The sequence below is a fragment of the Modestobacter sp. VKM Ac-2982 genome (genome assembly GCF_026967935.1).
In the GTDB taxonomy this organism is placed as follows: domain Bacteria; phylum Actinomycetota; class Actinomycetes; order Mycobacteriales; family Geodermatophilaceae; genus Modestobacter.
Map to the genome: position 1 here is coordinate 119295 of NZ_JAPVBL010000002.1, position 24069 is coordinate 143363.

The following is a 24069-nucleotide window of genomic DNA, read 5'->3' on the forward strand; positions in this document are numbered from 1 at the left end:
AAGGTGCAGGCATGGCACACACCGGCATCGACGGCTTCTCCATGCCGTCGGGTGATGCCGCCCGGCGGGCCGCGGACGCGCTGCGGATGCTCGGTGACCCCACCCGGCTCAAGGTGCTGTGGGCACTGATGCAGGGGGAGACGTCGGTCGCCTGCCTCGCCGAGCTGGCCGGCACCTCGCCCACCGCGGTCAGTCAGCACCTGTCCAAGCTGCGTCTGGCCGGCCTGGTCACCAACCGGCGCGAGGGCACCTTCGTCTACTACCAGCTGGCCGACCCGCACGTGGGTGCGCTGCTGCGGCAGGCGCTGTCCCACGCCGGGCACCCGGCCGGCGACGACCGGGTGCCCGAGCCCCGCTGACCCGACGGCGAGGCACAGCCGACAGGAGGCTGGCCGTCGCCGTCCGGCCGGCTGCCGCACCAACCGGGTTGAGTTCACCGGTACGGCGACCGACGAGGTGTTGTGCAGCACGGCGGCAGGCGCGGGGGAGAGGGCACCGCCGCCGGCGACGGCCAGCCCGACCCCGTGGACTGCGATCGACGTGCCGTGGTCCTGCCGCACCGCGCCCAGCGTCCACCGCCCCCGTAGTCGACAACAGTTCTCACATGCTCCTATCCTCATGCGAAGACCGCCGGGCTCTTCCGCACGACCACGCGGGCCGCCTCGACGAGGAGACGACCAGATGATCCGCAACACCCGCCAGCGCACCGCCGTCAACGCCGTCTTCGACGAGCTCGAGGGCTTCCACAGCGCGCAGGAGGTGCACGCCCGGATGCGCGCCTCCGGCGACTCGATCGGGCTGTCGACGGTCTACCGGGCCGTCCAGGCGCTGGTCGACGACGGCGAGCTCGACTCGATCCGCACCGATGCCGGCGAGGCGATCTACCGCCGGTGCAGCACCCGGCACCACCACCACCTGGTCTGCCGGTCCTGCGGCCGCACCGAGGAGGTCGAGGGCCCCACGGTCGAGCGGTGGGCCGACCGGGTCGCCGCCGAGCACGGCTTCGTCGACGTCACGCACACGCTGGAGATCTTCGGCACCTGTGCGGCCTGCCACAGCGCCGGAGCGCCCTCGGCCGACCAGCCGGGCTGAACCACCCGGCCGGTCGACGCGGAGGGGGTCACATCGCACCCTCCCGGGCGGCCTGCCACAGGTCGATGCCGGCGTCGACGGCGTGCTGGTCGATCGCGGACAGCTCCTCGGCGGAGAACTCCAGGTTCTCCAAGGCGGCGACGTTCTGCTCCAGCTGCCGCACGCTGCTCGCCCCGATCAGCACGGAGGTGACCCGCGGGTCGCGCAGCGCCCAGGCCAGCGCCAGCTGCGGCAGGCTCTGGCTGCGGGCCTGGGCGAGCTCGTTGAGCGCGCGCACGTGGGTGACGTACTCGGGGGTGATCATCCCGGGGTCCAGCGACTTGGACTGGCCGGCCCGCGAGCCCTCCGGCACGCCGTCCAGGTACTTGTCGGTGAGCATCCCCTGGGCCAGTGGCGAGAAGGCGATGCAACCGGCGCCCACGTCGGCGAGGGTGTCCAGCAGCCCTTGGGTCTCGATCCAGCGGTTGAGCATCGAGTAGGAGGGCTGGTGGATCAGCAGCGGCGTCCCCAGGTCGGCCAGGATCTCCGCCGCCTGGGCCGTCATCTCCGGCGAGTAGGAGGAGATGCCGGCGTAGAGCGCCTTGCCCGACTGGACGGCCGTGTGCAGTGCGCCCATCGTCTCCACCAGCGGCGTCGTCGGGTCGGGTCGGTGGCTGTAGAAGACGTCGACGTACTCCACGCCCATTCGTTGCAGTGACTGGTCCAAGCTCGACAGCACGTACTTGCGGGAGCCGCCGCCCTGCCCGTACGGACCCGGCCACATGTCGTAGCCGGCCTTGGTGGAGAGGACCAGCTCGTCGCGGTACGGGCGGAAGTCGTCGGCCAGGTGCCGGCCGAAGTTCGTCTCCGCGCTGCCGTAGGGCGGGCCGTAGTTGTTGGCCAGGTCGAAGTGGGTGATCCCCAGGTCGAAGGCGCGCCGCAGGATGTCCCGCTGCCGGTCGAAGGGGACGTCGTCCCCGAAGTTGTGCCAGAGACCGAGGCTCACCGCCGGCAGGTCCAGGCCGCTGGCGCCGGTGCGCCGGTAGGTCATCGAGTCGTAACGGGTGCTCTCCGCGCTGTAGCCCATGACCTGATCGTGCCGGGCAGGCAGCAGGTCAGCGACGACGGGGGCGTCGGCGGCCGCGCTCGGTGGGTGGAGCTGCGGTGGAGGTCGACCAGTGTGCGGGCCGGGTCAGCGACTCCGGCAGTGTCGTGCCCGCGTCGCCGACGGCGGCGGTCAGCTGTGGCTGGGTGAGGAAGAGCGCGCCGGTGAGGTCGGCCCCGCGCAGGTCGGCGGCCCGCAGGTCGGCGCCCAGGAGGTCGGTGTGGCGCAGGTCGGCGCCGCGCAGGTCGGCCCCGATCAGGTAGGCGCCGCGCAGGCTGGCCCCGCGCAGGTCGGCGCCGCGCAGCGCGGCACCGATCAGGTCGGCGCTGCGGCGGTCCCGAGCCCGGCCGGGCACGTCGGCCCGGGCGACGTCGCTGACCCGGCCGAGCAGCTCACCGACCTCGCGCCGCAGCTCCCCGGCGTCCAGGCCGGTCAGCTCGTCGGCGGGTGCCCTCGTCAGCTCGTCGGTGCGGGCGTGGGCCGCGGCGACCTCGGCGGCCAGCGGCCCGGCCGGCAGCAGGGTGCGCGCCTCGGTGAGGTGCCACAGCAGTTCGGCCAACTGCCGCATGACCGGGAAGACCGCGAACACCGCCGTCCTGGTGGCCGGGTCCGTGCGCCAGTCCGCGCCGCCGAACACGTCCTGGGTGACCCGCTGGCCGGCGCCGAAGCAGTCGAAGACGACGCAGCCGGGGAACCCGCGGTCGCGCAGCTGGTCGTGCACGCCGCAGCGGAAGTCCGGCTGCAGGTTCGGGCAGGGGGTGCCGGCCGGCTTGTCGATCGCGAAGTCAGCGGAGGCGGCGAAGGCCGGCGCGACGCAGCACAGCCCGGTACAGCGACTGCAGTCAGCGGTCAGGTGTCGCCGTGCCTCCGCGAGCAGGGGGAGGGTGGTGCGCGGGTCGGACACGGGTCCCTCTCTGCAGCGTGAGCGGCTGCCGGGGTCAGCCGATGCGGCAGGCGCAGCCGCGGTCCAGCGTGCCCGCGGCGGTGGCCAGGCAGAACCGGGCCCCGATCGGGTCGTGGGCGTCCATCGGGTGGGCGCAGGCCGGGCAGCCGGGCTCGTCGCCGGTGCGGTCGGCGGGGGCCGGGAGGGCAGTGGTGGGCGAGGGGGCGTACGTGGGTGCGGTCATGGCGAGGGCCTGACTCCGCCGACGGCTCGGCGGTGGTGCCCCGGGAGGGGATCGCCGCCCCGGACGGCTGTCCGGGACCGGCGAGGTGACCGTGGGCCCGACGCTACGCCGGTGGCGAGGCCGGGCGCGCCCGCCGGGCCGCGCCACGGCACGCACCCGGGCGGGAGCACTGCCTCGGCCGGGTGGGGCGGCGTACCGTCCGGCCCCTGGAGCCGACCGGTTCTGCGATGAGGAGTGGTCATGGTCGACAAGAACGCATCGAAGAAGTCCGGCTCGAGCATCAAGGAGAAGCGGGCTGCCAAGAAGGCGTCCACGGACACCACCTCCGGCATGGAGAAGCTCACGCACGGCAAGAAGTGAGCCCCCGCCCGGTCCCCCCAGCCGGGGGACCGGGCGTCAGGTGGTCAGGCCGACTGCTGGGCGACCAGCTCGCGCAGCGCGGCGACGACCATCGCGTGGTCCTCCACCTGCGGCAGTCCGGAGACCACCACCACGCCCACCGGGCCGACGTCGCGCACCAGCAGCGGGAAGCCCCCGCCGTGCGCCACGTACTGCTGTGGGTCCAGCCCGAACTGCTCCTCGAACGTCGTCCCGGCCTCGCGGGAGCGCTGGCCGACGTAGAGCGAGCTGTGCCCGAACCGGTGCACGGTGGCGGCCTTGCGCGCGATCCAGGCGTCGTTGTCCGGGGTGGCCCCGGTCATCGCGGCGTGGAACAGCTGGTGGGAGTGCCGGGAGATCTCGATCGCCACCGGCAGCCGGCCGTCCCGGGCGCGGGCGACCAGTGCCGAGCCCAGCGCCCAGGCGTCGTCGTTGGTGAAGCCGCGCAGCTGCAGCTCCTCCTCCTGGGCGGCGAGCTCGGTCAGGGCGGGGAAGTCGCTCATGGTCAGACCTCGGTCACGTCGAAGGTGCGGGTGGGGTTGACGTACTCGTCCTGGGCGGCGACCAGGAGGATCTCTCGCGAGCCGGCGTCGGCGGTGCGCTGCAGCAGGCCGAAGACCGACGCCGCGGCCCGGGCCAGCGCCTCGCCGGCCGACCGGGTGCTCAGCCAGTGCGCCAGGAACAGCGCGGCGATCGCGTCGCCGGCACCGTTCACCGACAGGTCCAGGCGCGGCGTGCGGACCAGGAAGTGCCGGCCGCCCTCCGACGCCAGCAGGTCCACGGCGTCGTCCGGGGTGTCCGCGGTGACCAGCGAGGTGGTCAGCACCACGCGCGGGCCGAGCGCCTGGACGGCGGCCACCGCGTCCTTGACCGAGCCCAGTGACCGGGTCTCGGTCTGGGAGAGCAGGTCCAGCTCGTAGTGGTTCGGGGTGACGATGTCGGCGGCCGGGACGGCGACCTCGCGCATGAACTCCGGGATGCCGGGCCGGACGAACACCCCGCGCCCGACGTCGCCGATCACCGGGTCGCAGCACCAGACCGCCGCCGGGTTGGCGCTGCGCACCTTGGCCACCGAGCCGAGCACCGCGTGCCCGATGTCGGCCGAGCCCAGGTACCCCGACAGCACGGCGTCGCAGCTGCCCAGCACCCCGCGGTCCTCGATGCCCTGCACCACCTCGTCGACGGCCTGGCCGTCGAACACCCGGCCGGTCCAGGCGCCGTAGCCGGTGTGGTTGGAGAACTGGACGGTGTGCACCGGCCAGACCTCCACGCCCAGCCGCTGCAGCGGGAACACCGCCGAGGCGTTGCCGGCGTGGCCGTAGGCGACGTGGGACTGGATCGACAGGACGTTCACCATGCGGCAGAACATCGCACATCGATCCCGGGCGGGTCAGCCGCGGGGCTGGACCTCGCCCATCGGGCCCCAGCCGGCCAGGTCGGGGGAGTCGACGTACATGATCGACGGCGTCGCCGACACCCAGTCGGGCATCTCGGAGATCGCCTTCCGGAAGTGGTCGGAGGAGGTGTGCACCGCACCGGCCTCGGCGTCGCGGAACCCCTCCACGAGCACCCAGGTGTGCGGCTCCTCCACGCTGCGGGACCACTCGAAGAAGACGTTGCCCGGCTCGGCGCGCACCGCCTCGGTGAACTCCCGGACGAGCTCGGGCCAGCGCTCGTCGAACTCGGGGCGGACCGGCCACTTCACCACGATGAGGATCACCGGGTCAGCGTAGGTCGCTCTCGCGCGCCCCACCCGCCGGTGGCGTCCCACCCGATGGGACGCCGTTGACCGGTGCTCGTGTGGTGGGGTTCACTCTCTCGGGCCACTTCCGATAATTCTCGGAACTGGTCAGGTCACGCAGCAGCGCTGCTCGCGCACCGACCCGAGGAGAACGACACATGGGACGACGACGTCTGGGAGCCGGGGCAGCGATGCTCGGCATGGTCGCCACGGCGGGGGTGGTGGCGGCGCCGGCAGCCGGTGCCGCGCCCACGACCGTGCACACGGCCGACTTCGAGCAGGACACCGGCGGCTGGTCCGGCCGCGGGACGGCGCAGGTCGCACCCGCCACCGCCCAGGCGCGCAGCGGTGCGCAGAGCCTGGCGGTCACCGGGCGCACCGACACCTGGCACGGCCCGGCGCTGGACGCCGCCGCGCTGCTGCCGGCCGGCAGCTGGGAGGTCGAGGCCTGGGTGCGGCTCGCCGACACCACGCCGGAGCCGGAGACCGACGTCGTCACGATGAGCGCGGCGCGGACGCCCACGGGCGGCTCGACCAGCTACGACACCGTGGCCTGGCAGGTCGCCGTCTCCGACAGCGCCTGGACCAGGGTCAGCGGCACCTACGAGTTCGGCACCAGCAACAGCGGCCTGGAGCTCTACCTGGAGAGCCCCGACGCGACCCAGGCGTTCTTCGTCGACGACGTGACGATCACCGGCGAGGCGGCCGGGCCGGTCGAGCCCGGCACCCGGGTGGACCTGGCCACCGACTTCGAGAGCGGCGCCGGCGGCTGGGGTCCCCGTGGGGACGCCCGGGTCAGCACCACCACGGCCGATGCGCACAGCGGGTCCACGAGCCTGCTGGCGACCAACCGGCTGCAGGCCTGGCAGGGGCCTGCTCTGGACGTCACCGACGGGCTGGCCGTCGGCGAGACCGTGCAGGTGTCGGTCTGGGCGAAGCTGGCGCCGGGTCAGGCACCGGCGTCGCTCAAGGTCTCCGTCCAGCGGGACCGGGCCGGCGCGACGACCGCCTACGAGGGCGTCTCCGGCGCTTCCGCCGTCGTCACCGCCGACGAGTGGACCCAGCTGCGTGGCACCTACACGCTCGGTGCGGCGATCGACACCGCGCAGGTGTACGTCGAGGGCGACGCGGGGGTCGACTTCCTGATCGACGACTTCGCCCTGACCGGCTTCGCCGAGACCCCGCTCCAGGACGTCCCCGGGCTGGCCGCCGTGCTGGGCGAGGACGGCTTCGAGCACGTCGGCGTGGCGATCGACCAGCGGGAGACCGTGGGCCGGCCGGCGCAGCTGGTGCAGCGGCACTTCGACGCGATCACCCCGGAGAACGACGGCAAGCCGGCCGAGATCCAGCCGGTGGAGGGCACCTTCACCTTCGGCGACCTCGACGCGCTGCTCGACTTCGCCGACGCCACCGGCACCGACGTCTACGGGCACGTGCTGGTCTGGCACAGCCAGACCCCGGACTGGTTCTTCCTCGACGGCGACCGCCCGCTCACCGACAGCCCGGCCGACCAGGCCCTGCTGCGCGCCCGGATGGAGGCGCACATCAAGGCGATCGCCGACCACGTCGACGCCCGCTACCCGGACGGCGACTCACCGATCTGGGCCATGGACGTCGTCAACGAGGTCATCGCCGACGGCGACACCGCCAACCCGCACGACATGCGGGACAGCCGCTGGTTCCAGGTCCTCGGCGAGGGCTTCGTCGACGAGGCGTTCCGGCTGGCCGACCGGTACTTCCCGGACACCGCGCTGTTCATCAACGACTACAACACCGAGATGCCGACCAAGCGGGCCGACTACCTCGACCTGATCTCGAGCCTGGTCGAGCGCGGCGTGCCGATCGATGGGGTGGGCCACCAGGCACACGTCGACTTCGCCCGCCCGGTGGAGTGGTTGGACGACTCGCTGACCGCCGTGGAGCAGCTCAGCGCCCGGACCGGGACGCCGCTGCTGCAGGCGATCACCGAGCTGGACGTGAGCAGCTCCAAGGAGAACAACGGCGCCGACGTCAGCAACGGCACCGTGCCGCAGCACTCGCCGGCGATGGCCGACCAGGACGCCGCCGAGACCGAGCTCGGGTACTACTACCGGGACCTGTTCGACATGCTGCGGGGCCACGCCGACTCCATCGAGGCGGTCACCTTCTGGGGGATCAGCACCGGCCGCAGCTGGCTGCGCACCTGGCCGGCGGCCCGGCCGTGGGAGTCGCCGCTGCCCTTCGACGACGACCTGCAGGTCCTGCCCGCCTACTGGGGCATCGTCGACCCGGCGCAGCTGGCGCCGCGTCCGGCCGACCAGCTCCCGCCGCGGATCGCCGGCACCGACGACGTGGCCGCCGACTCCACCAGCCCCGCCGGGGCCGTGGTGCGGTACGCGCTGCCGGAGGCCGGGGACACCCGGGACGGCGACGTGACGGCGACCTGCGCTCCTGCGCCGGGGGCGGTCTTCCCGATCGGCACCACCGAGGTGAGCTGCACGGCCACCGACAGCGCGGGCAACACGTCGAACCCGAGCACCTTCGACGTGGTGGTCACCCCGCCGGCGACGGAGACGGAGCTCTACCAGCAGATCAACAACGGGCCGGTCGTGCGGGCGAACGCCAAGCAGACCGTCCAGCTGGTCGTGCAGTTCGGCAACCGGGGCGCAGGCGTGCTGCTGGGCAGCTCGTTCGAGTACTCCTGCACCCAGACGGCAGGCCCGGCCCTGGCGCTGGACCTGGCGCCCGGGTCGGCCCGGCAGGTCGGCAACCGCGACTACCCGGCGGGCCAGAACGGGAACTTCACCCTGCGGGCCCGCCCCACGCAGGTGGGGCAGGCGACCTTCGACTGCACGATGTCGATGACCGACGGCCGCGGCGCCCCGGTGAGCAGCACGACGACGGTCACCATCGACGTCCGACGCTGACCACCGGCTGACCGCACAGAGCCCCCGCCCACCGACCGGTGGGCGGGGGCTCTGTGCGTGTCCCGTCCTCAGCCGCGCGCGGCCGCCAGCTCGGCGAGGGTCGGCGGGTCGGCCCCGGCGCGGGTGCAGGCGAGGGCGGCGACCAGCGCCGCGTCCTCCAGCAGGGCGGTCAGCTCGGTCTCGGGCAGGTCGCGCAGCTGGGCGGAGGTGAGCACGCCGCTGCGGGCGAGCCCGGCGAACAGCCCGGCGGCCAGGCTGTCGCCGGCGCCCACGGTGTCGACCACGGTCACCGACGGGGGCTGCACCCGCAGCACCGCGCCGCCGGGGCGGGCCGCCCGCAGCGTGTCACCGCCGTCGGTGACGACCACCAGGGCGGGGCCCTCGGCGGCCCAGCGGGCGGCGGCGGCGTCCAGGTCGGCCCCGGGTTCCAGCCACGCCAGGTCCTCCGCGCTCACCTTGACGATGTCGGCGACCCGGCGCAGCTCGGTCACCTGGGCGCGCACCGCGTCGGGGTCGGCGATGAGGGTCGGGCGCACGTTCGGGTCGAAGCTGACGAGCGCGGTGCCCTCGGCGCGCACCCGGCGCACCAGGTCGGCGATGGCCAGCGCACCCGGCGGGGTCCAGCTGGAGATCGACCCGATGTGCACGATCCGGGTGTCGGCCGGCCAGGCCGCCGCCAGCTCCGCAGCCGTCCACTGCCAGTCGGCGGCGCCCACGGTGTGGAAGGAGTAGCTCGCCGACCCCTGCTCGGCCAGCTCGACCACGGCCAGGCTGACCGGTTCGGGGGCGGTGAGCATGGCGTCGGTGGCCACGCCGTTGCCGGCCGCGTGCTCGCGCAGCAGCGCACCGAACGGGCCGGGGCCGACGCGGGACATCAGGTGCGTGACCGCGCCGAGCCGCGCGGCCGCCACCGCGACGTTGAGCGCGTTGCCGCCCGGGAAGGCGGTGTACTGCGGCGGTGCGCCCGGAGTCGGGTCCCCGGAGGGGATCAGGTCGATGACGAGTTCGCCGCAGACGGTGATCACGGCCACACCGTAGCCGCGGCCGGTCTCGCGACGTCCTCGGCCGTCGACGGGATGAGCTGTGAGGTGCCGGCTCAGCGGTCGTTCGGGTAGACCACCCCGAGCTGCTCGCGGATCCCGTCCAGCAGCCGCATGGTGGCCAGCGAGTGCTCCAGCGGCATCACCGGGCTCTCGATGAGCCCCTGCTGCAGGCAGCGGGTGACCTCCCGCAGCTCGTGCACGTAGCCCGAGCCGATCAGCCCGAACTCCTCGGTGCGGACGGCGCCGTCGCCGACCTGCACGTCCAGCCGGGTGGGCCGGTAGACCGAGTGGCCGCCGTCGGTGCGGATCCAGCCGTCGCCGCCGCAGATCAGCGCGCTGTGCGGCGAGCGGGCCAGCAGGGACGTGGTCAGCTGCGCCTGGGCGCCGGAGGCGTAGGTGAGCGTGAGGGCGTTCTGCGCGTCGACGCCCTCGGGGGTGACGGTGCCGGCGGCGCGTACCGAGTCGGGCAGCCCGAGGGTGCCCCAGGCCCACAGCAGCGGGTAGACGGCCAGGTCGAGCAGCGCACCGCCGCCGTCCGCGAGCGCCCAGATCCGGGCGGTGAGGTCGAGCGGCGCCGGGAACCCGACCTCCGCGGCGACCCAGTGCACGGTGCCGATCTCCCCGGAGGCGGCGATCTGCAGCGCGCGCTGGTACGCCGGCAGGAACCGGGTCCAGACCGCCTCCATCAGGAACAGCCCCCGCTCCCGGGCCAGGTCGACGAGCTCCTGGGCCTCCCGGGCGTTGATCGTGACGGGCTTCTCGCAGAGCACGGACTTGCCGGCGGTCAGCGCCGCCCGGACCACGTCGGCGTGCTGGGCGTGCGGGGTGGCGACGTAGACGACCTCGACGGCCGGGTCGGCGAGCAGCGCGTCCAGCCCCGACCGCGCCTCGTCGTCGGCGTACCAGGACGCGAAGCCGAGCTGCTCGGCGAAGGCCTGGGCCCGCGCCGGCTGCCGCGAGCTGACCGCCTGCAGGACGGCGTCGGGCAGCAGCGCCAGGTCGGCGGTCACGGTGGCCGCGATCGCGCCGGTGGCCACCACGCCCCACCGGACAGGCCGCCCGGTCGGGGCCAGCGGGTCGGCGTCGAGGAGCTCCGGCCGGGCGATGAACGACGAGGTGGGAGGCGCAGAGGTCATGCGGTCACGCTAGGGGAGGAGGCCGGCCAGCTCCCCGGCGCCCACGACCCGGGCCAGCAGCGCCTCGGCGTCCACCGGTTCCGAGCCACGCCAGGCGACGTGCTGGTCGGGGCGGACCAGCAGCAGGTCCGCCCCGTAGCGCTCCCGGAGGCCGGGCACGTGGGCGAGGTCCACCACCCGGAACGGGACGTCGCGCCGCGCGGCCGCCACGGCGAGCGCCTCGGTGGCCGCCGAGCGGTCCAGCCGGAGCAGGGTGAACTCCTCGCCGAGCAGGTCGTACAGCGAGCGCCCGTCCGGCAGCCAGGTGTGCGGCAGCCGCGCGCCCGGGTGGGCCGACGGCCGGAAGGCGACCAGCTCGGGGGCGGGCACCGGGAGGCCGTCGGGGACGACGACCGCCGAGTCGGGGTAGTCGTAGCCGAGCACCAGCCCGAGGCTGTGGAACTCCGGGTCCTTGACCTGCAGCCCCCGGGCCAGCGTGGCGCGCAGGGCCGCGCCCTCGGCGGTCTCGGCATCCAGGTCGCCGGTGGCGAAGGAGGGTGCCAGGAAGGCCTCCTGCGCCCCGGCCGCGGCGATGGTCCGCTCGGCCACGGGCCGGCGTTCGGCCTGGTAGCTGTCCAGCAGGTGCTCCGGTGCCCAGCCGCGCAGCACGGCGGCGAGCTTCCAGCCCAGGTTCACCGCATCACCGACGCAGGTGTTGAAGCCGTGCCCGCCCCACGGGGGGTTGAGGTGGGCGGCGTCCCCGACCAGGAACACCCGCTGGCCGCGGTACCGGTCGACCAGCAGCATCCGGGCCGACCAGGGGTCGGTGGCCAGCACCTCCACGCCGATCTCCGCACCGACGAGGTCCTGCACCAGGCGCACCGGGTCGACCTGTCCGGTCTCCGCGTCGACACCCTGGACGATCGCCCACCAGGTGCCGTCGAGGTCCAGCCGGCCCATCAGGCCGCCGCGCTCCGCGCCGATCACCCAGTAGTGGACGCCGAGTGCGCACAGCTCCCGCTGCTCCAGCTGCGGTGAACGAAAGGCGATGCTCACGTTCGGCAGGGTCCCCGAGGAGCCGGCGTACCGCGCCCCGATCGCTCGCCGGGTGACCCCGCTGCTGCCGTCGCAGCCCAGCAGCCAGTCGGCGGTGACCTGGTGGCGCTCGCCGTCCGGGCCCTCCAGGACCGCGGCTGCCTCGGTGGGGCCGTCGGTGACCTCGGTGACGCGCCAGCCGATGAGGACGGTGACCGAGGGCAGCTCGGCGACGGCGTCCCGCAGCAGCTGCTCGACCAGCGGCTGCGGGGCCTGCTGGCCGGGCTCGGCGAAGTCGTCACGCCGGTCGGTGGTGAGGCCGAACGCCTCGGGGAAGCGGGTGATCTCGTGCCCGAACAGGCCGGTGCAGAAGACGACGTCCTGCGCGTGCTCGACAGGCAGCGGCGCCAGGGCGCGCAGCCGGTCGGCCAGCCCCCAGCGGCGCAGGTGCTCCATGGTGCGCACGCTGGTGGTCTTGGCGCGCGGGCGGAGCGGGTCGAGGGCGGTGCGCGGTTCGACGACGAGCACGTCGATGCCGCGCCGGCCGAGCTCCAGCGCGGCAGCCAGGCCACTGGGCCCCCCGCCGGCGATCAACACCGGGACGTGGGCTGGCACGGCGGTCATGGGATCTCCTGTCCTGGGCTGCGGTGCCCAGTGGCTGGGAAGGGGAGGAGCGACGGGCATCCGGGCCGATCGACGCCCGTCCAGCATCCGTGGCGGGCGTCACGCCGCCGTAGCCCGATGCCATTGACCGGCAGAGCGAGACGGATCCGTCCTCAGGACCCGTGCACGGCCTGCCACTGCCGGACCCAGGCCCGGCCGTAGTCGTTGCCGTGCGGGGTGCGCAGCACGGTGTGCACGTGGAAGGGCTGCGGGGTGGAGTAGTCGAGGAAGACGCCGCAGTGGTGGTCGAGCTCGGCGATCAGCACCGGGGACTGGACTCGGTAGTAGAAGACGTCGCCGGGCTCGGCGCCGCCGATCCAGCTGAACCAGGTCTCGTCCAGGTGGTCGGTCACCTCGCGCATGCGGGCCCGGCGCGGACCGTCGGGCAGCAGGCCGACGAACTGCTCGACGATCCGCAGGACCAGCTGCCGGGCGTCTTCGGGCATGTCCGATACCCGGATGCCCTCGGGCGGGATGACCCGGTTGTCCTGGAAGGCGCCGGCCAGGTGCCGTTCGTCGCCGGGGTGCACCCGGCCCGGCGGCATGGCCGGGTCGACCATCTGCGCGTAGACGGTGGCCGCCCGCCGCTGCTCCTCGGGCAGGGCGGTCATCACCGCGAGGCCGGTGGCGATCCGCTCGGTGAAGGACTCGGTGCCGGCGTGCGGGCCCGCGTCGATCTCGTTGGGCTCGGCGCCGAGGAAGACCGGAGAGAGCTGCATCCTGCCCTCGACGACGAGGCAGTTGAGGGCGCAGTGGTGCCCGAACAGCTGCCAGCCCCAGGGCGCCCGGGGGTCAGGGGTGCCGTAGAGGGCGATGTTGTAGCTGAACTCGTTGAGCACGTTCTGCAGGCCGACGACCTCGCCGAGGAAGCCGTTGATCAGCATCATCGCGTGGGCGAGCTCGAAGCCCTCGGGGGACAGCGACGCGCGGACCAGCGCCAGCGCCCGCTCCCGCACCTCCGAGGGCTGGAACTCCAGCCGCAGGCCGGTGTCGAACTGCATGAACTCCGGGTTGGCCCAGGTCTGCCACTCCGGTGCGTCCACCGGGAAGGCGATCCGGTCCCGGCCGTCGTCGTCCAGGGCGGCGAGCAGGTCCTGCGCCGCGGCCACCATGGCCGCGACCGGCGCCTCCTCGCCCGGCTCGGCCGGGGTCAGGGGGTACAGCCCCTCGCGCAGCGTGCCGTCGGAGGTGACCCCGCGGAACTCCTGGAGGTACAGCGGCGTCCAGCCCTCGACCAGCCCGCCGGTGAAGGTGCCCGGGGTCCGCGCGTGCTCCCGGTAGGCGTAGGGGTCGAGCGCGCGGACGTCGGCCAGCCGGGGGTGGTCGTGCGGGAAGCGGTACTGCCGGAACTCACCGGTCACGGCGCGCCTCGTTGCCCACGACCGTGGTGGTCAGCACGCCGAGCTTCTCGACCTCGACCTCGACGACGTCCCCGGGCTGCATCAGCCACGGGGGTGTCCGGGCGTAGCCGACCCCCGACGGCGTGCCGGTGGCGAGCAGGTCGCCGGGGCGCAGGGTGAACGTCCGGGAGATCAGGGAGAGGGTGTCGCCGACGGTGTAGACCATCTCGTCGGTCCGCCCGTCCTGGACGGTCTCGCCGTTGACCCGGGTCTGCACCCGCAGCCCGTTGCGCAGGTCGCCGACCTCGGAGGCACCGACCAGCGGCCCCAGCGGGCCGGACTTGTCGCCGTTCTTGCCCAAGATCCACTGGCTGGTGAGCTTCTGCGCCCGCCGGGAGGTCAGGTCGTTGAAGGTGGAGTAGCCGACGACGGCGGCCAGCGCCTCATCGGGGGTGGCGTCGACCAGGGTGCTGCCGACGTAGGCCATCACCTCGCCCTCCCAGTCCAGGCCGGCCTCGTCGGCGGGCACGGGCACCTCGGCGCCGTCCACGGTCAGCGACTGGGTCCAGCGGGCGAAGAGCGTCGGGTAGGGCGGGACCTCCTGGTCGCGGAAGCTGCCCTCGGCGACGTGCTTCAGGTAGTTCAGCCCGATGCAGATCACCCGGGCGCCGGGCAGCACCGGCGGCACGAACTCGACGTCGGTGGCGGACAGCGTCTCCCCGCGGGGCTCGCGCGACAGGTACCCGGTGGCGTCGGCCCAGAAGTCGTCCAGCCCGGCGACCACGGTGACCGAGGCGCCGTCCTCGGCCAGTGCGGCGACCTGCACCTCGCCGCCGTCCCGGCGGATGCCGACTGTCCTCATGCTGGGTCTCCTTCGTCGATCAGGTGGCGCCGCAGGAAGGTGATCGTGCGGTCGAGTGCGTCGGTGGCCGCGTCCGGTGCGCCGAGCCACATGTGGTCGGCGTCGTCGTAGGTGTGCAGCTCGACGTCCGTCCCTGCCGCGGTCAGGGCGGCGTGCAGCCGCTGGCTCTGCACGGTTGCGACGAACCGGTCGGCCCGGCCGTGCAGCAACAGGACCGGCGGTGCAGCGGGGGAGACGTGCGTGATCGGGCTGGCCTGCGCCGCCAGGTCGGCGGCCGCGGACACCGGGGCGCCGATCAGCTGCGCCTCTCGGCTGGCCGGGTCCGCCGGGTCGTTGCCGATGTCGGTCGCCACCGCCGCGACGTCGCTCGGGGCGTACCAGGCGGCCACGGCGGAGACCGCGGACGACGGGCCGGTGACCCCGACCTCGCCCTCGAGGGCGGGGTCGGTCACCAGCCCGAGCAGCTCGGCCAGGTGGCCGCCGGCCGACTCGCCCCACGACGCGATCCGGTCGGCGTCCACCCCCAGCTCGGCGGCTCGGGCGCGCAGCCACCGGACGGCGGCCTTCGCGTCCTGCAGCTGCGCCGGCCAGACCTGCTCCGCGGACAGCCGGTAGTCGACGCTGGCCACGGCGACCCCGGCCTGCGCGACCTGCTCGAACGGCGTCGGGACGGCGTCCCGGTACATCGGGCCGACGGCGTGCCGGCTGCCCAGCCGCCACCCGCCGCCGTGCAGGAAGACCACGGCCGGCGCCGGGCCGGCACCGGCCGGCAGGTACAGGTCGAGCTCCAGTGGCCGGGCGCCGGGCAGCGCCGCGTACGGCACGCCGGACAGCACCCGGACGCCGCCGGCGCCCGTGCGGGCCGGGGGCAGCGGCGCCTCGTGGGCGGGTGGAGGGAGCGGGAGGGCGGGCGTGGGCACGGGTCTCCTCAGGGCGCGCTCCCGGCGCCGAGGGCGGCTGTGCTCTCGGCGCCGGGAACGGGGTGGTGGTCGGCGCGGGTCAGGCGGTGGGCTCGGGCCACTGGAAGTCGGGCTTGAACTGCATGTTGTGCTGCTGGGCAGCGGCCTGCATGCGCGGGAAGTCCGGGATGAACGGCGGCTGGTCGGCAGCCGTGGAGTCCGTCGGGGTGCCCATGTGCTGGAAGAACCGTTCGAACCCGCCGGAGAGCGTGCCCATCATCCGGGCGTGCTCGACGATCTGGTAGGCGTGCGCGAACCCGGCCGGGACGTAGCCGAAGTCGCCGGGGGTGAGCAGCTGCGACTGCTTGCCGCCCTCGGCGTCCTCGAAGAAGAGCCGGACCTTGCCCTCGAGCACGTAGAACGTCTCGTGGGTCTCGTTGTGCGAGTGCGTCGGGATGACGTCGCCGGCGGGGGAGTCCGCGGTGACGATGCCGAACTGGCCGTCGGTCTCGTCGCCGGAGAGCAGCACGGTGAACAGGTCACCGAACAGCTTGGCGTGCTCGCCCTCGCCGCGGCGCAGCACGTAGGGCTGGGGCTTGCCGGGCAGCACGCCCTGCCACTGCGGGCCCTTCGCGGGGTCGATCAGGTACTCGAAGCTCATGGGGTGCTCCCGGGTCGGTGTCGGCGTTGACGGTCCTGAGCCTCGGTGACCGGGGTCACCGAGGCCCAGGGTGGTGCCATTGGGCGGCAGGTGGATCAGGTGAGCCCGTTGCGCTTCGCGACCTCGCCCAGCCAGGCCAGGCTCGGCTTCGGCGTGCGCGCGAAGGTCTGCCGGTCGACGGCGACCAGGCCAAAGGTGGGTGCGAAGCCGAGCATCCACTCGAAGTTGTCCAGCAGGCTCCAGTGCACGTAGCCCCGGACGTCAGCGCCCGCGGCGATCGCCTCGGCCAGGCCGCGCAGCGCGTCGGTGGTGAAGGCGATCCGGTCGGTGTCGTCGGCGGTGGCGATGCCGTTCTCGGTGACCATCAGCGGTGTCCCCGGCAGCACCGAGGACGCGTACCGGATCGCGGCGCCGAGGGCCTCGGGTCGGCGCTCCATGCCGTGGGCCAGAGTCTGCCGGTCCACGGCCGGGGCGATGAGCCCGTCAGCGCCGAACCGCTGGGCGGTGTAGATCTGCAGCCCCACGAGGTCGTCGGCGGCCGCGGCCTGCAGGAACTGGTCCATCATCGCCGCGCGCGCGGCCTGCAGGTGCTCCTGGCCACCGCCGTCATCGACGTACTCGAGACCGACCAGGGACATGCCGGCCGGGGGGGAGCCGGCCCCCCGGAGCACCTCCATGCTGCGGCCGTGCAGCCCGATCAGCGCCTCGGCGACACCCTGGTCGGGCACCGGCAGGCCGTGGATCGGCTCGCCGCGCCGGGCCATCGCGCCGATCACGGGCTGGACCGCCATCAGGTTCGGCTCGTTGAGGGTGAGCACGTGCTCGGCGTGCTCGACCGCCGGCAGGGCCAGCTCGGTGAACCGGGCGATCCGGTCGCCGGCCTTCGGTCCGGTCCAGCCGCCGTCGTGCATCATCCAGCGCGGCATCGTGAAGTGGACCAGCGTGACGATCGGGGCCAGGCCGCGGTCACGGCAGCCGTCGACGATCCGCCGGTAGTGGTCCAGGGCCGAGCGGGAGAGCTCGCCCTCGGCCGGCTCGATCCGGCTCCACTCCAGGCTGAACCGGTAGGTGTTCAGCCCGGCCCCGGCGACGAGGTCGAGGTCGGCCTCCCACCGGTTCCAGGAGTCGCAGGCGTCGCCGCTGGACTCGACGAAGGGCGAGTGCGGGGCGTGCTCCATCTCCCAGTGGTCGTTGTTGACGTTGCCGCCCTCGACCTGGTGCGCGGCGGTGGCGGTGCCCCACAGGAAGCCGTCCGGGAACTGGGTCATGCGGTGGGCCTCCAGCGGTGTCGGGAGACCGTGCCACACGGGCAGGCACGGCGCTCCTCGTCGATCGACGTCCCGCGAGCATGCGTGACGCCGCTCACCGTGATCAGCACCGCTGCCGGCCAATGGCAGAGGAGTCGGATCAGGGGGTCCCGGGTGCCCGCCAGGCGCCGAGCCCACGGGAGATGCCCCGTGCGGCCGTGCGCACCGCCGGCCCGAGGAGTCGTGGCTCGGCGTTCTCCGCGGGCACCAGCACCGACAGCGCGGCGACGACGGTGCCCTGGGCGTCGTGCACCGGGGCGGCGACGGAGACGATCGGCTCCGGGGCGCCCCGGCGGAAGGTGGCCAGCCCGTCCCGCCGGATCTCCGCCAGCGTGCGCCGCAGCGCCGCGGGCGACACCGGGATCTGCTCCGGGAGGTGCATCAGCGGCTGCCCGAGCACGTGCTCCTGGAACCCGGACTCCGCGAAGGCCAGGAGCACCAGTCCGACTCCGGTGGAGTGCAGGGGCATCCGCCCGCCGGGCCGGTAGAGGGCGGCGACGGCCCCGTGGGACGAGAGCCGCTCCACCATCAGCGCCTCCTCGCCCTCCAGGACGGCGAGGAGCACGTGCTGCCGGGTCACCTCCTCCAGGTCGCCCATGAACGGGAGGGCCACCCGGCGGAGCTCGTGGCTGCGGGGGGTGAGCGACGCCACCTCCCACAGCCGCATGCCGATGGAGAAGCGGCCGTCGGTGCCCCGCTCGAGGGCGCCCCACTCCAGCAGCCGGCCGGCCAGCCGCAGCGCCGAGCTGGCCGGGATGCCCGTGCGCCGGCTGAGCTCGCTGAGGGTCAGGTACGGGCGGTTGCTGTCGAAGGCGCCGAGCAGGGCGAGGGCCCGGTCGACGACGGGATCGCCCTGTGGAGGGCGCCGGCCGCGGACCCGCGTGCCGGGGGAGACGTCGTCCGTCACGCAAGAGGCTCCTGGATCTCGTCGATGAGGCGCAGGCCACAGTTGTGTTCCATTGACCGGCATTGTGCCTGACGTCACGGCGAGGCCCATCGCACTGTTGCTGCCAAGCCGGTTCCCCGGCGCGGCCGAGTCCCCGGCCGACATGACCCCTCCGTAATGAAGCGAAGGAGCCAGACCGGTATGAAGCTGTTCCGGACTCGTGACCCCCTGGTCGTTCCCCGACCCTCCCTGACGCGAACCGGCGTCGCCGTCCTGGCCGCCGGTGCGCTCACCTCGCTCGCCGCGTGCGGTGGCGGCAGCAACGGCGGTGGCACCTCCAGCCAGAGCCCGAGCGACACGCTGACCTTCGCCTACGACGCGGACGCCGCCCCGACCGGCTACGACCCGCTGGAGTACTCGCAGGGTCAGTTCACCTTCTTCAGCGCCCTGTACGACTCGCTGTTCGTGACCCAGCCGGACGGCACCGTGGCGCCGAGCCTGGTCACCGAGTCCAGCAACAACGAGGACGACACCCAGACGACGCTGACCCTGCGCGAGGGCGTCACGTTCGCCGACGGCGCGGAGCTGACCGCGGAGATCGTCAAGGCCAACCTGGACCGGCGCAACGACGCCGACCTGGAGGCCTACGGCGCGCTCGCCACCGGAGGGGCCAGCGAGATCGTCGACGTGGCGGCGCCCGACCCGCAGACCGTCGTCATCACCTGGGCACAGCCGCAGGCCAGCCCGGAGAACAACCTCACCGACACGGCCGGCGTCATCGTCGGGCCCGACGGTCTCGCCGACCCCGCGTCGCTGGAGACCACCCCGGACGGGTCGGGCGCCTACACCCTCAACGCGGGGGAGACCACGCGGGCCAGCACCTACACGCTGGACAAGAACGACCAGGCGTGGAACGCCGGCGAGTGGGCCTACGACAGTGTCGTGTTCAACGTGATCACCGACCCCCAGGCGCTGGCAAACGCGGTCATCTCCGGTCAGGCCGACGTCGCCACGATCCTCAAGCCGACCACGATCGACATGGTCGAGCAGCGGTCGAGCCTGGCGAAGGTGGGCGGGACCATCGTCGGCTTCCCGGTCATCGACAAGACCGGTGCCACCAACCCCGCCTTCGCCGACGAGCGGGTCCGGCAGGCGATCAGCTACGCCATCGACCGGGAGGCGATCGTCGAGCAGCTGCACCCCGGCGCCCAGCCGACGGCCCAGCTGTTCCCGGCCGAGGCCGAGGGCTTCGACCCCGCGCTGAACGAGGAGTTCGGGTACGACCCCGAGCGCGCCCGCGAGCTGCTCGCCGAGGCCGGCCTGCCCGACGGGTTCTCCTTCGACATCACGGTGCTCGGCCAGCCGACGGAGGACCAGGTGGTCATCCAGCAGCAGCTGGCCGAGGTCGGCATCGCGATGAACTTCGTGACCGCCACCTCGACCGACCAGGTGTTCGCCGCGGTGCGCACCGACCCGCTGATCTTCGGGCCGATGGCGATCGGTGGCCAGCCGGCCGGTTGGGTCGCCGGGGTCCTCTACGGCGGCTTCATGAACATGCAGGGCGCGACCGAGCCGGAGATCCAGAGCGCGCTGGGCGCTGCCCTCGGCACGACCGGCGAGGCCAGGGAGCAGGCGCTCGGCGAGCTGAACCGGGCCATCGCGGAGAACGGCTGGTACATCCCGGTCTACGAGGACTACGCCTACACCGGCTACAACGCCGAGAAGGTGGTCGAGCCCTCCTACGCGGGGACGAACAACTACCTGGTCCTCTCCGAGGTCGAGCCGGCGGCCTGAGCCGCCCGGCACCGGCCGGTGGCCGCGGGACGTCCCGCGGCCACCGGCGTCCCTCACACCGCTCCCCGGACCCTGGCCCCTGGCTACCGGACCCGTACGCCGAAGGACCCCGTGATGCTCCCTTTCCTCGCCCGGCGGATGGCCATGGCCATCGGCACGGTGCTCGCCGCGGTGGTGATCAGCTTCCTGCTGGTGCACGCCACCGACACCTCCCCGGGCGCCGTCCGGCTGGGCACGAACGCGACCCCCGAGCGGATCGTCGCGGAGAACGAGGCGCTGGGCTGGAACCGGCCGCTGCCCACCCAGTTCTTCGACTACCTGGGTGACCTGGTGCGCGGCGACCTGGGCACGTCGCTCATCGACGGCCGTTCGATCGCCGCCGACCTGGCCGACCGGGTTCCGGTGACCGCGTCGATCGCGCTGTTCGCCACCCTCCTGTCCGGTGTCCTCGGCATCGTCCTGGGGGTCGCCGCGGCGTTCCGCGGCGGCCGGGTGGCCCGCCTCATCACCACCGGCAGCGGGGTGGCGCTGTCCCTGCCGGTCTTCTGGGTCGGCATCCTGCTGGTCTACGTGCTGGCGCTCCAGCTGGGCTGGCTGCCGGCCACCGGGTACGTGCCGTTCACCGTGGACCCGGTCGGGTGGTTCACCAGCCTGCTGATCCCGGTGATCGCGCTGACCATCGGCGGGGCGGCGATCGTCGCGCGGACGGCGAACGCCGGCCTGCGGCAGGCGCTGGGCCAGGAGCACGTCCGGACGCTGCGGGCGATGGGCACGCCGGAGTGGCGGATCCGCTACGTGCACGCGCTGCGGTTCGCCAGCCTCCCCGTCGTCTCCGTCCTCGGCATCCAGTTCATCGCCCTCTTCGGCGGCTCGGTGATCATCGAGAACCTCTTCGCACTGCCCGGGCTGGGACAGGCCGGGCAGGCCGCCGCGGCCTCCAGCGACTTCCCGGCCCTGGTGGGTGTCGTGGTGGTGGCCACCGTCGTCGTCGTGCTCATCAACCTGCTGCTCGACCTGGTCGTGGCGGCACTGGACCCGAAGGTGCGTGCATCGTGAGCGTGCTCCCGCTGGACGCGGCCGACGACGTCACGACGGAGCCCGGACCGCCGGCCCGCCGGCGAGTGCCCGACGTGCTTCGCCGGCCCGGGGGGCTGCTGGCCGCCGGCTGGCTGATCTTCATCGTCGTCGCGTCGCTGACCGCACCGTGGTGGCGGCCCTACGGCGTCGCCGAGCAGGACCTCGCCAACCGGCTGGCGCTGCCGTCGGCCGAGCACTGGCTGGGCACCGACCCGCTGGGCCGGGACCTGCTCAGCCGGATCTTCACCGCCGGTACCGAGCCGCTGCTCTCCTCCGCGGTGACCGTGCTGGTCGCCTTCGGGATCGGCCTGCCGCTGGCCCTGATCGCCGCCGAGCGCGGGCCCCGCGTGGAGCGGGTGATCAGCCGGGTGACCGAGGTGTTCCTCGCGCTGCCCTCGACGATCCTGCTGCTGGCCGTCATCGGCGTGATCGGGGTGCGGATCTTCATCATCATGGCCGTCCTCGGCGTGCTGATCTCCGCCGCGGTCTACCGGGTGATGCTGGGCGTGGCCCAGTCGGTCCGCACCCGGCTCTACGTCGACGCCGCCCGGGTCAACGGTCTGGGCTCGCTGCGGGTGAACGTGGTGCACGTGCTGCCGTCGATGGCCACCGTCATCGCCGTGCAGGCCGCCCAGCTGTACGGCATCGGCCTGCTCATCGTCGCGGGCCTGGCCTTCCTCGGCTTCGGTCCGGCCGAGCCCGACCCCAGCTGGGGGTTCATGATCCAGGACGCGTCCTCCTACGTGTTCAACGCGCCGTGGCTGATGGTGCCCACCGGGCTGGTCCTCGCCCTCACCGTGATCGCCGCCAACGAGCTGGCCGACGCGATCGCCGGCAAGGCCGCCGGGGAGACCGCACCGGTCCGCCGGCGCCGGTCACCGGCGCGGACCGCCCCGGCGGAGATCCCCCCGGCCGACCCGGCCGCGGTCCTGGAGGTCCGGGACCTGACCATCGCCGTCGACGACGGCCCGGACCTGGTCACCGGTGTCTCGTTCGCACTCCGACCGGGCCGGGTGCTCGGCCTGGTCGGTGAGTCCGGGTGCGGCAAGACGATGACCGCGCGGTCGCTGCTCGGTCTGCTGCCCGACGGGGTGTCGGTGCGCGGCGGGGCGATCCACTGGCGGGGCCAGGACCTGGTCGGCCGCACGGAGAAGGAGCTGAGCGCCGTCCGGGGGCGGGAGATCGCGATGATCTCCCAGGAGCCGATGGTGGCGCTGGACCCGATGTTCTCCGTCGCCTACCAGCTCACCCAGCCGATCCGCCGGTTCCGCGGCGTCGGCCGGGGCGAGGCACGGCGGATCGCCGCGGAGCTGCTGCGCAACGTGGGCATCGTCGACGCCGAGCGGGTGCTGAAGAGCTACCCGCACCAGCTCTCCGGCGGCATGGCCCAGCGCGTGTGCATCGCGCTGGCGCTGACCGGTGAGCCGGAGCTGCTGATCGCCGACGAGCCGACGACCGCGCTGGACGTGACCGTGCAGGCGGAGATCCTCACCCTGCTGCGGGCGCTGGTCCGGGACACCGGGCTGTCGGTGGTCATCGTCAGCCACGACCTCGGGGTCGTCGCCGACATCTGCGACGACGTGGCCGTGATGTACGCCGGCACGGTCGTCGAGTCCGGCACCGCGGCCGCCGTCCTCGACGGGCCGAGGCACCCGTACACCCAGGCGTTGTTGGCAGCCAACCCGCACGTGCCCGACGGTGTCGCGGTGCCGGCGCGGCTGGCGTCGATCCCCGGGACGGTGCCGCCGCCCGGCTCGTGGCCCACCGGCTGCCGGTTCGCCAGCCGCTGCCAGTTCGCCCAGGACCAGTGCCGGGCACCGTTCCCGGCCGAGCCCGCCCACGGCATCGGGTCGGTGCTCTGCGTCCGGGCCGACGAGCTCGCCGGCGCCCACCTCAGCTGGGACGCCGACCCCGTCGGCGCGGCGCCAACCCCCGCCACCACCCCGACCGCAGGAGCGTCCCGATGACCGCGCTGGCCGACCCCACCCACGAGGTGCACCCGGGCGAGCAGGCACCCGCGCTCCGGGTCCGCGACCTGGTGGTCCGCTACGGCACCGGTCGCCGGGCGCGCAGCACCCCGCCGGCGGTGGACGGCGTCAGCTTCGACATCGCGCCCGGGGAGACGCTCGGCCTGGTCGGGGAGTCCGGCTCGGGCAAGTCCACGATCGGCAAGGCCGTCCTGGGCCTGCAGCGGCCGACCGCCGGCACCGTGGAGGTGGCCGGGCAGGACGTCACCGCGATGTCGCTCAAGCAGCGCAGCCGCCAGGTGGCGGACCTGCGGGTGGTCTTCCAGGACCCGTACTCCTCGCTCAACCCCGCCCGCACCATCGGCCAGACCCTGGTGGAGCCGCTGCGACTGATGGGCGTGACCGGCGCCGAGGCGCTGGCGCGGGCCAGGTCCGGGCTGGAGTCCGTGGGGCTCCCGGCCGAGGCCGTCGACCGTCGCCCGGCGCAGTTCTCCGGGGGCCAGCGGCAGCGCATCGCCATCGCCCGGGCGCTGGTCTGCGACCCCAAGGTGGTCGTGCTCGACGAGCCGGTGTCCGCCCTGGACCTGTCCACCCAGGCGCAGGTGCTCAACCTGCTGGCCGACCTGCGGGACCAGCGCGGGCTGTCCTTCCTCTTCATCGCCCACGACCTGGGTGTGGTGCGCTTCCTGTCCCAGCGCACCGTCGTGCTCTACCGCGGCCAGGTCATGGAGACCGGCCCGGCGGAGCAGGTGGCCCAGCGGCCCCGGCACCCGTACACCCTCGCGCTGACCGCAGCCGCCCCGGTGCCGCGCCCCGCCGAGCAGGCCGCACGCCGCGCGGCCCGGGAGGCCGCGGGCTTCGGCACCGCGGGGGCTGCATCCCCGTCGGCCACCGGCTGCCCCTTCGTGCCGCGCTGCCCGTTCTCCACCGACGTCTGCGTGGACCAGCGGCCGCCGCTCCGGCTGCTCGACGGCTCGCTCACCGCCTGCCACCACGCCGAGCGGGTCCCGCAGCCGTGAGAGCGGACCCCGCTGCCCCCCACCACCCACAGGCTCCGGCCGGCTCCCTGCACCGGGGTCAGCCGGCCTCACC

General features: G+C 73.8%; 22 protein-coding genes. 7 read left to right on the plus strand and 15 right to left on the minus strand.

Annotated elements, in window-relative coordinates:
• Positions 1-11: 11 nt before the first annotated feature.
• Positions 12-359, plus strand: coding sequence for an ArsR/SmtB family transcription factor (locus O2W20_RS07560; protein WP_269173250.1), 348 nt, complete (start codon positions 12-14; stop codon positions 357-359).
• Between the two features lie 322 nt (positions 360-681).
• The gene (locus O2W20_RS07565; protein WP_269173249.1) at positions 682-1092 is read left to right on the plus strand and encodes a Fur family transcriptional regulator; all 411 of its coding nucleotides are present in this window, start codon (positions 682-684) and stop codon (positions 1090-1092) included.
• Between the two features lie 28 nt (positions 1093-1120).
• On the opposite strand, the gene mgrA is transcribed toward O2W20_RS07565, so the two are convergent.
• The 6 genes from mgrA to O2W20_RS07595 all read right to left on the minus strand — a co-directional run bounded on the left by mgrA (position 1121) and on the right by O2W20_RS07595 (position 5401).
• Positions 1121-2158: an L-glyceraldehyde 3-phosphate reductase gene (mgrA, locus tag O2W20_RS07570; RefSeq protein WP_269173248.1), complete on the minus strand. Its 1038-nt coding sequence runs from the start codon at positions 2156-2158 to the stop codon at positions 1121-1123.
• 28 nt (positions 2159-2186) lie between these two features.
• Positions 2187-3080 (minus strand): pentapeptide repeat-containing protein, encoded by an 894-nt coding sequence (locus O2W20_RS07575; protein WP_269173247.1) that lies wholly within the window; start codon positions 3078-3080, stop codon positions 2187-2189.
• Positions 3081-3114: 34 nt separating this feature from the next.
• Positions 3115-3303 (minus strand): RGCVC family protein, encoded by a 189-nt coding sequence (locus tag O2W20_RS07580; RefSeq protein WP_269158160.1) that lies wholly within the window; start codon positions 3301-3303, stop codon positions 3115-3117.
• 404 nt (positions 3304-3707) lie between these two features.
• Entirely contained in the window at positions 3708-4184 is a 477-nt protein-coding gene (locus tag O2W20_RS07585; protein WP_269173246.1) for a heme-degrading domain-containing protein, read from the minus strand.
• A 2-nt stretch (positions 4185-4186) separates the two neighbouring features.
• Positions 4187-5038 carry a pyridoxal kinase PdxY gene (gene pdxY, locus O2W20_RS07590; protein ID WP_269173245.1) on the minus strand — a complete coding sequence of 284 codons (852 nt, stop codon included), beginning with the start codon at positions 5036-5038 and terminating at the stop codon, positions 4187-4189.
• 33 nt (positions 5039-5071) lie between these two features.
• The gene (locus tag O2W20_RS07595; RefSeq protein ID WP_269173244.1) at positions 5072-5401 is read right to left on the minus strand and encodes a putative quinol monooxygenase; all 330 of its coding nucleotides are present in this window, start codon (positions 5399-5401) and stop codon (positions 5072-5074) included.
• 179 nt (positions 5402-5580) lie between these two features.
• Between O2W20_RS07595 and O2W20_RS07600 the strand changes: the two genes are divergently transcribed.
• Complete coding sequence (locus tag O2W20_RS07600) at positions 5581-8328, plus strand: endo-1,4-beta-xylanase (RefSeq protein WP_269173243.1); 2748 nt, start codon at positions 5581-5583, stop codon at positions 8326-8328.
• Positions 8329-8396: 68 nt separating this feature from the next.
• Here O2W20_RS07600 and O2W20_RS07605 read toward each other — a convergent pair whose 3' ends face one another.
• The 9 genes from O2W20_RS07605 to O2W20_RS07645 form a co-directional block, all read right to left on the minus strand.
• On the minus strand, positions 8397-9353 hold the full coding sequence (locus O2W20_RS07605; protein ID WP_269173242.1) for a carbohydrate kinase family protein: 957 nt from the start codon (positions 9351-9353) through the stop codon (positions 8397-8399).
• A gap of 71 nt (positions 9354-9424) precedes the next feature.
• Positions 9425-10507 carry a Gfo/Idh/MocA family protein gene (locus tag O2W20_RS07610; protein ID WP_269173241.1) on the minus strand — a complete coding sequence of 361 codons (1083 nt, stop codon included), beginning with the start codon at positions 10505-10507 and terminating at the stop codon, positions 9425-9427.
• A gap of 9 nt (positions 10508-10516) precedes the next feature.
• Positions 10517-12145, minus strand: coding sequence for an FAD-dependent monooxygenase (locus tag O2W20_RS07615; RefSeq protein WP_269173240.1), 1629 nt, complete (start codon positions 12143-12145; stop codon positions 10517-10519).
• A gap of 152 nt (positions 12146-12297) precedes the next feature.
• Positions 12298-13545, minus strand: a complete 1248-nt coding sequence (locus tag O2W20_RS07620) for a DUF3500 domain-containing protein (protein WP_269173239.1) — start codon at positions 13543-13545, stop codon at positions 12298-12300.
• Positions 13535-14386, minus strand: coding sequence for a fumarylacetoacetate hydrolase family protein (locus tag O2W20_RS07625; protein ID WP_269173238.1), 852 nt, complete (start codon positions 14384-14386; stop codon positions 13535-13537). Before O2W20_RS07625 ends, O2W20_RS07620 begins: the two co-directional genes overlap by 11 nt.
• The gene (locus O2W20_RS07630; RefSeq protein WP_269173237.1) at positions 14383-15306 is read right to left on the minus strand and encodes an alpha/beta hydrolase; all 924 of its coding nucleotides are present in this window, start codon (positions 15304-15306) and stop codon (positions 14383-14385) included. The genes O2W20_RS07625 and O2W20_RS07630 overlap by 4 nt, the downstream gene beginning before the upstream one ends.
• 79 nt (positions 15307-15385) lie before the next feature.
• Positions 15386-15946 (minus strand): quercetin 2,3-dioxygenase, encoded by a 561-nt coding sequence (locus O2W20_RS07635; protein WP_269173236.1) that lies wholly within the window; start codon positions 15944-15946, stop codon positions 15386-15388.
• Between the two features lie 95 nt (positions 15947-16041).
• On the minus strand, positions 16042-17214 hold the full coding sequence (locus tag O2W20_RS07640) for a glycoside hydrolase family 1 protein (protein WP_269173235.1): 1173 nt from the start codon (positions 17212-17214) through the stop codon (positions 16042-16044).
• Positions 17215-17353: 139 nt separating this feature from the next.
• Positions 17354-18160 (minus strand): IclR family transcriptional regulator, encoded by an 807-nt coding sequence (locus O2W20_RS07645; protein ID WP_269173234.1) that lies wholly within the window; start codon positions 18158-18160, stop codon positions 17354-17356.
• Between the two features lie 180 nt (positions 18161-18340).
• On the opposite strand from O2W20_RS07645, the gene O2W20_RS07650 reads away from it, so the two are divergent.
• From O2W20_RS07650 to O2W20_RS07665, 4 genes are all read left to right on the plus strand, one after another.
• Positions 18341-19933 carry an ABC transporter substrate-binding protein gene (locus O2W20_RS07650; RefSeq protein WP_269173233.1) on the plus strand — a complete coding sequence of 531 codons (1593 nt, stop codon included), beginning with the start codon at positions 18341-18343 and terminating at the stop codon, positions 19931-19933.
• A gap of 114 nt (positions 19934-20047) precedes the next feature.
• Positions 20048-20989, plus strand: a complete 942-nt coding sequence (locus tag O2W20_RS07655; protein WP_269173232.1) for an ABC transporter permease — start codon at positions 20048-20050, stop codon at positions 20987-20989.
• Positions 20986-22977 carry a dipeptide/oligopeptide/nickel ABC transporter permease/ATP-binding protein gene (locus tag O2W20_RS07660; RefSeq protein ID WP_269173231.1) on the plus strand — a complete coding sequence of 664 codons (1992 nt, stop codon included), beginning with the start codon at positions 20986-20988 and terminating at the stop codon, positions 22975-22977. The genes O2W20_RS07655 and O2W20_RS07660 overlap by 4 nt, the downstream gene beginning before the upstream one ends.
• The gene (locus O2W20_RS07665; protein WP_269173230.1) at positions 22974-23996 is read left to right on the plus strand and encodes an oligopeptide/dipeptide ABC transporter ATP-binding protein; all 1023 of its coding nucleotides are present in this window, start codon (positions 22974-22976) and stop codon (positions 23994-23996) included. The genes O2W20_RS07660 and O2W20_RS07665 overlap by 4 nt, the downstream gene beginning before the upstream one ends.
• Positions 23997-24069: the final 73 nt, after the last annotated feature.

Coding starts and splice junctions, on each gene's coding strand:
- O2W20_RS07560 (WP_269173250.1), top strand. CDS start 12: ATGGCACACACCGGCATCGACGGCTTCTCCATGCCGTCGGGTGATGCC.
- O2W20_RS07565 (WP_269173249.1), top strand. CDS start 682: ATGATCCGCAACACCCGCCAGCGCACCGCCGTCAACGCCGTCTTCGAC.
- mgrA (WP_269173248.1), bottom strand. CDS start 2,158: ATGGGCTACAGCGCGGAGAGCACCCGTTACGACTCGATGACCTACCGG.
- O2W20_RS07580 (WP_269158160.1), bottom strand. CDS start 3,303: ATGACCGCACCCACGTACGCCCCCTCGCCCACCACTGCCCTCCCGGCC.
- O2W20_RS07585 (WP_269173246.1), bottom strand. CDS start 4,184: ATGAGCGACTTCCCCGCCCTGACCGAGCTCGCCGCCCAGGAGGAGGAG.
- pdxY (WP_269173245.1), bottom strand. CDS start 5,038: ATGGTGAACGTCCTGTCGATCCAGTCCCACGTCGCCTACGGCCACGCC.
- O2W20_RS07600 (WP_269173243.1), top strand. CDS start 5,581: ATGGGACGACGACGTCTGGGAGCCGGGGCAGCGATGCTCGGCATGGTC.
- O2W20_RS07610 (WP_269173241.1), bottom strand. CDS start 10,507: ATGACCTCTGCGCCTCCCACCTCGTCGTTCATCGCCCGGCCGGAGCTC.
- O2W20_RS07615 (WP_269173240.1), bottom strand. CDS start 12,145: ATGACCGCCGTGCCAGCCCACGTCCCGGTGTTGATCGCCGGCGGGGGG.
- O2W20_RS07625 (WP_269173238.1), bottom strand. CDS start 14,386: ATGAGGACAGTCGGCATCCGCCGGGACGGCGGCGAGGTGCAGGTCGCC.
- O2W20_RS07635 (WP_269173236.1), bottom strand. CDS start 15,946: ATGAGCTTCGAGTACCTGATCGACCCCGCGAAGGGCCCGCAGTGGCAG.
- O2W20_RS07640 (WP_269173235.1), bottom strand. CDS start 17,214: ATGACCCAGTTCCCGGACGGCTTCCTGTGGGGCACCGCCACCGCCGCG.
- O2W20_RS07650 (WP_269173233.1), top strand. CDS start 18,341: ATGAAGCTGTTCCGGACTCGTGACCCCCTGGTCGTTCCCCGACCCTCC.
- O2W20_RS07655 (WP_269173232.1), top strand. CDS start 20,048: ATGCTCCCTTTCCTCGCCCGGCGGATGGCCATGGCCATCGGCACGGTG.
- O2W20_RS07665 (WP_269173230.1), top strand. CDS start 22,974: ATGACCGCGCTGGCCGACCCCACCCACGAGGTGCACCCGGGCGAGCAG.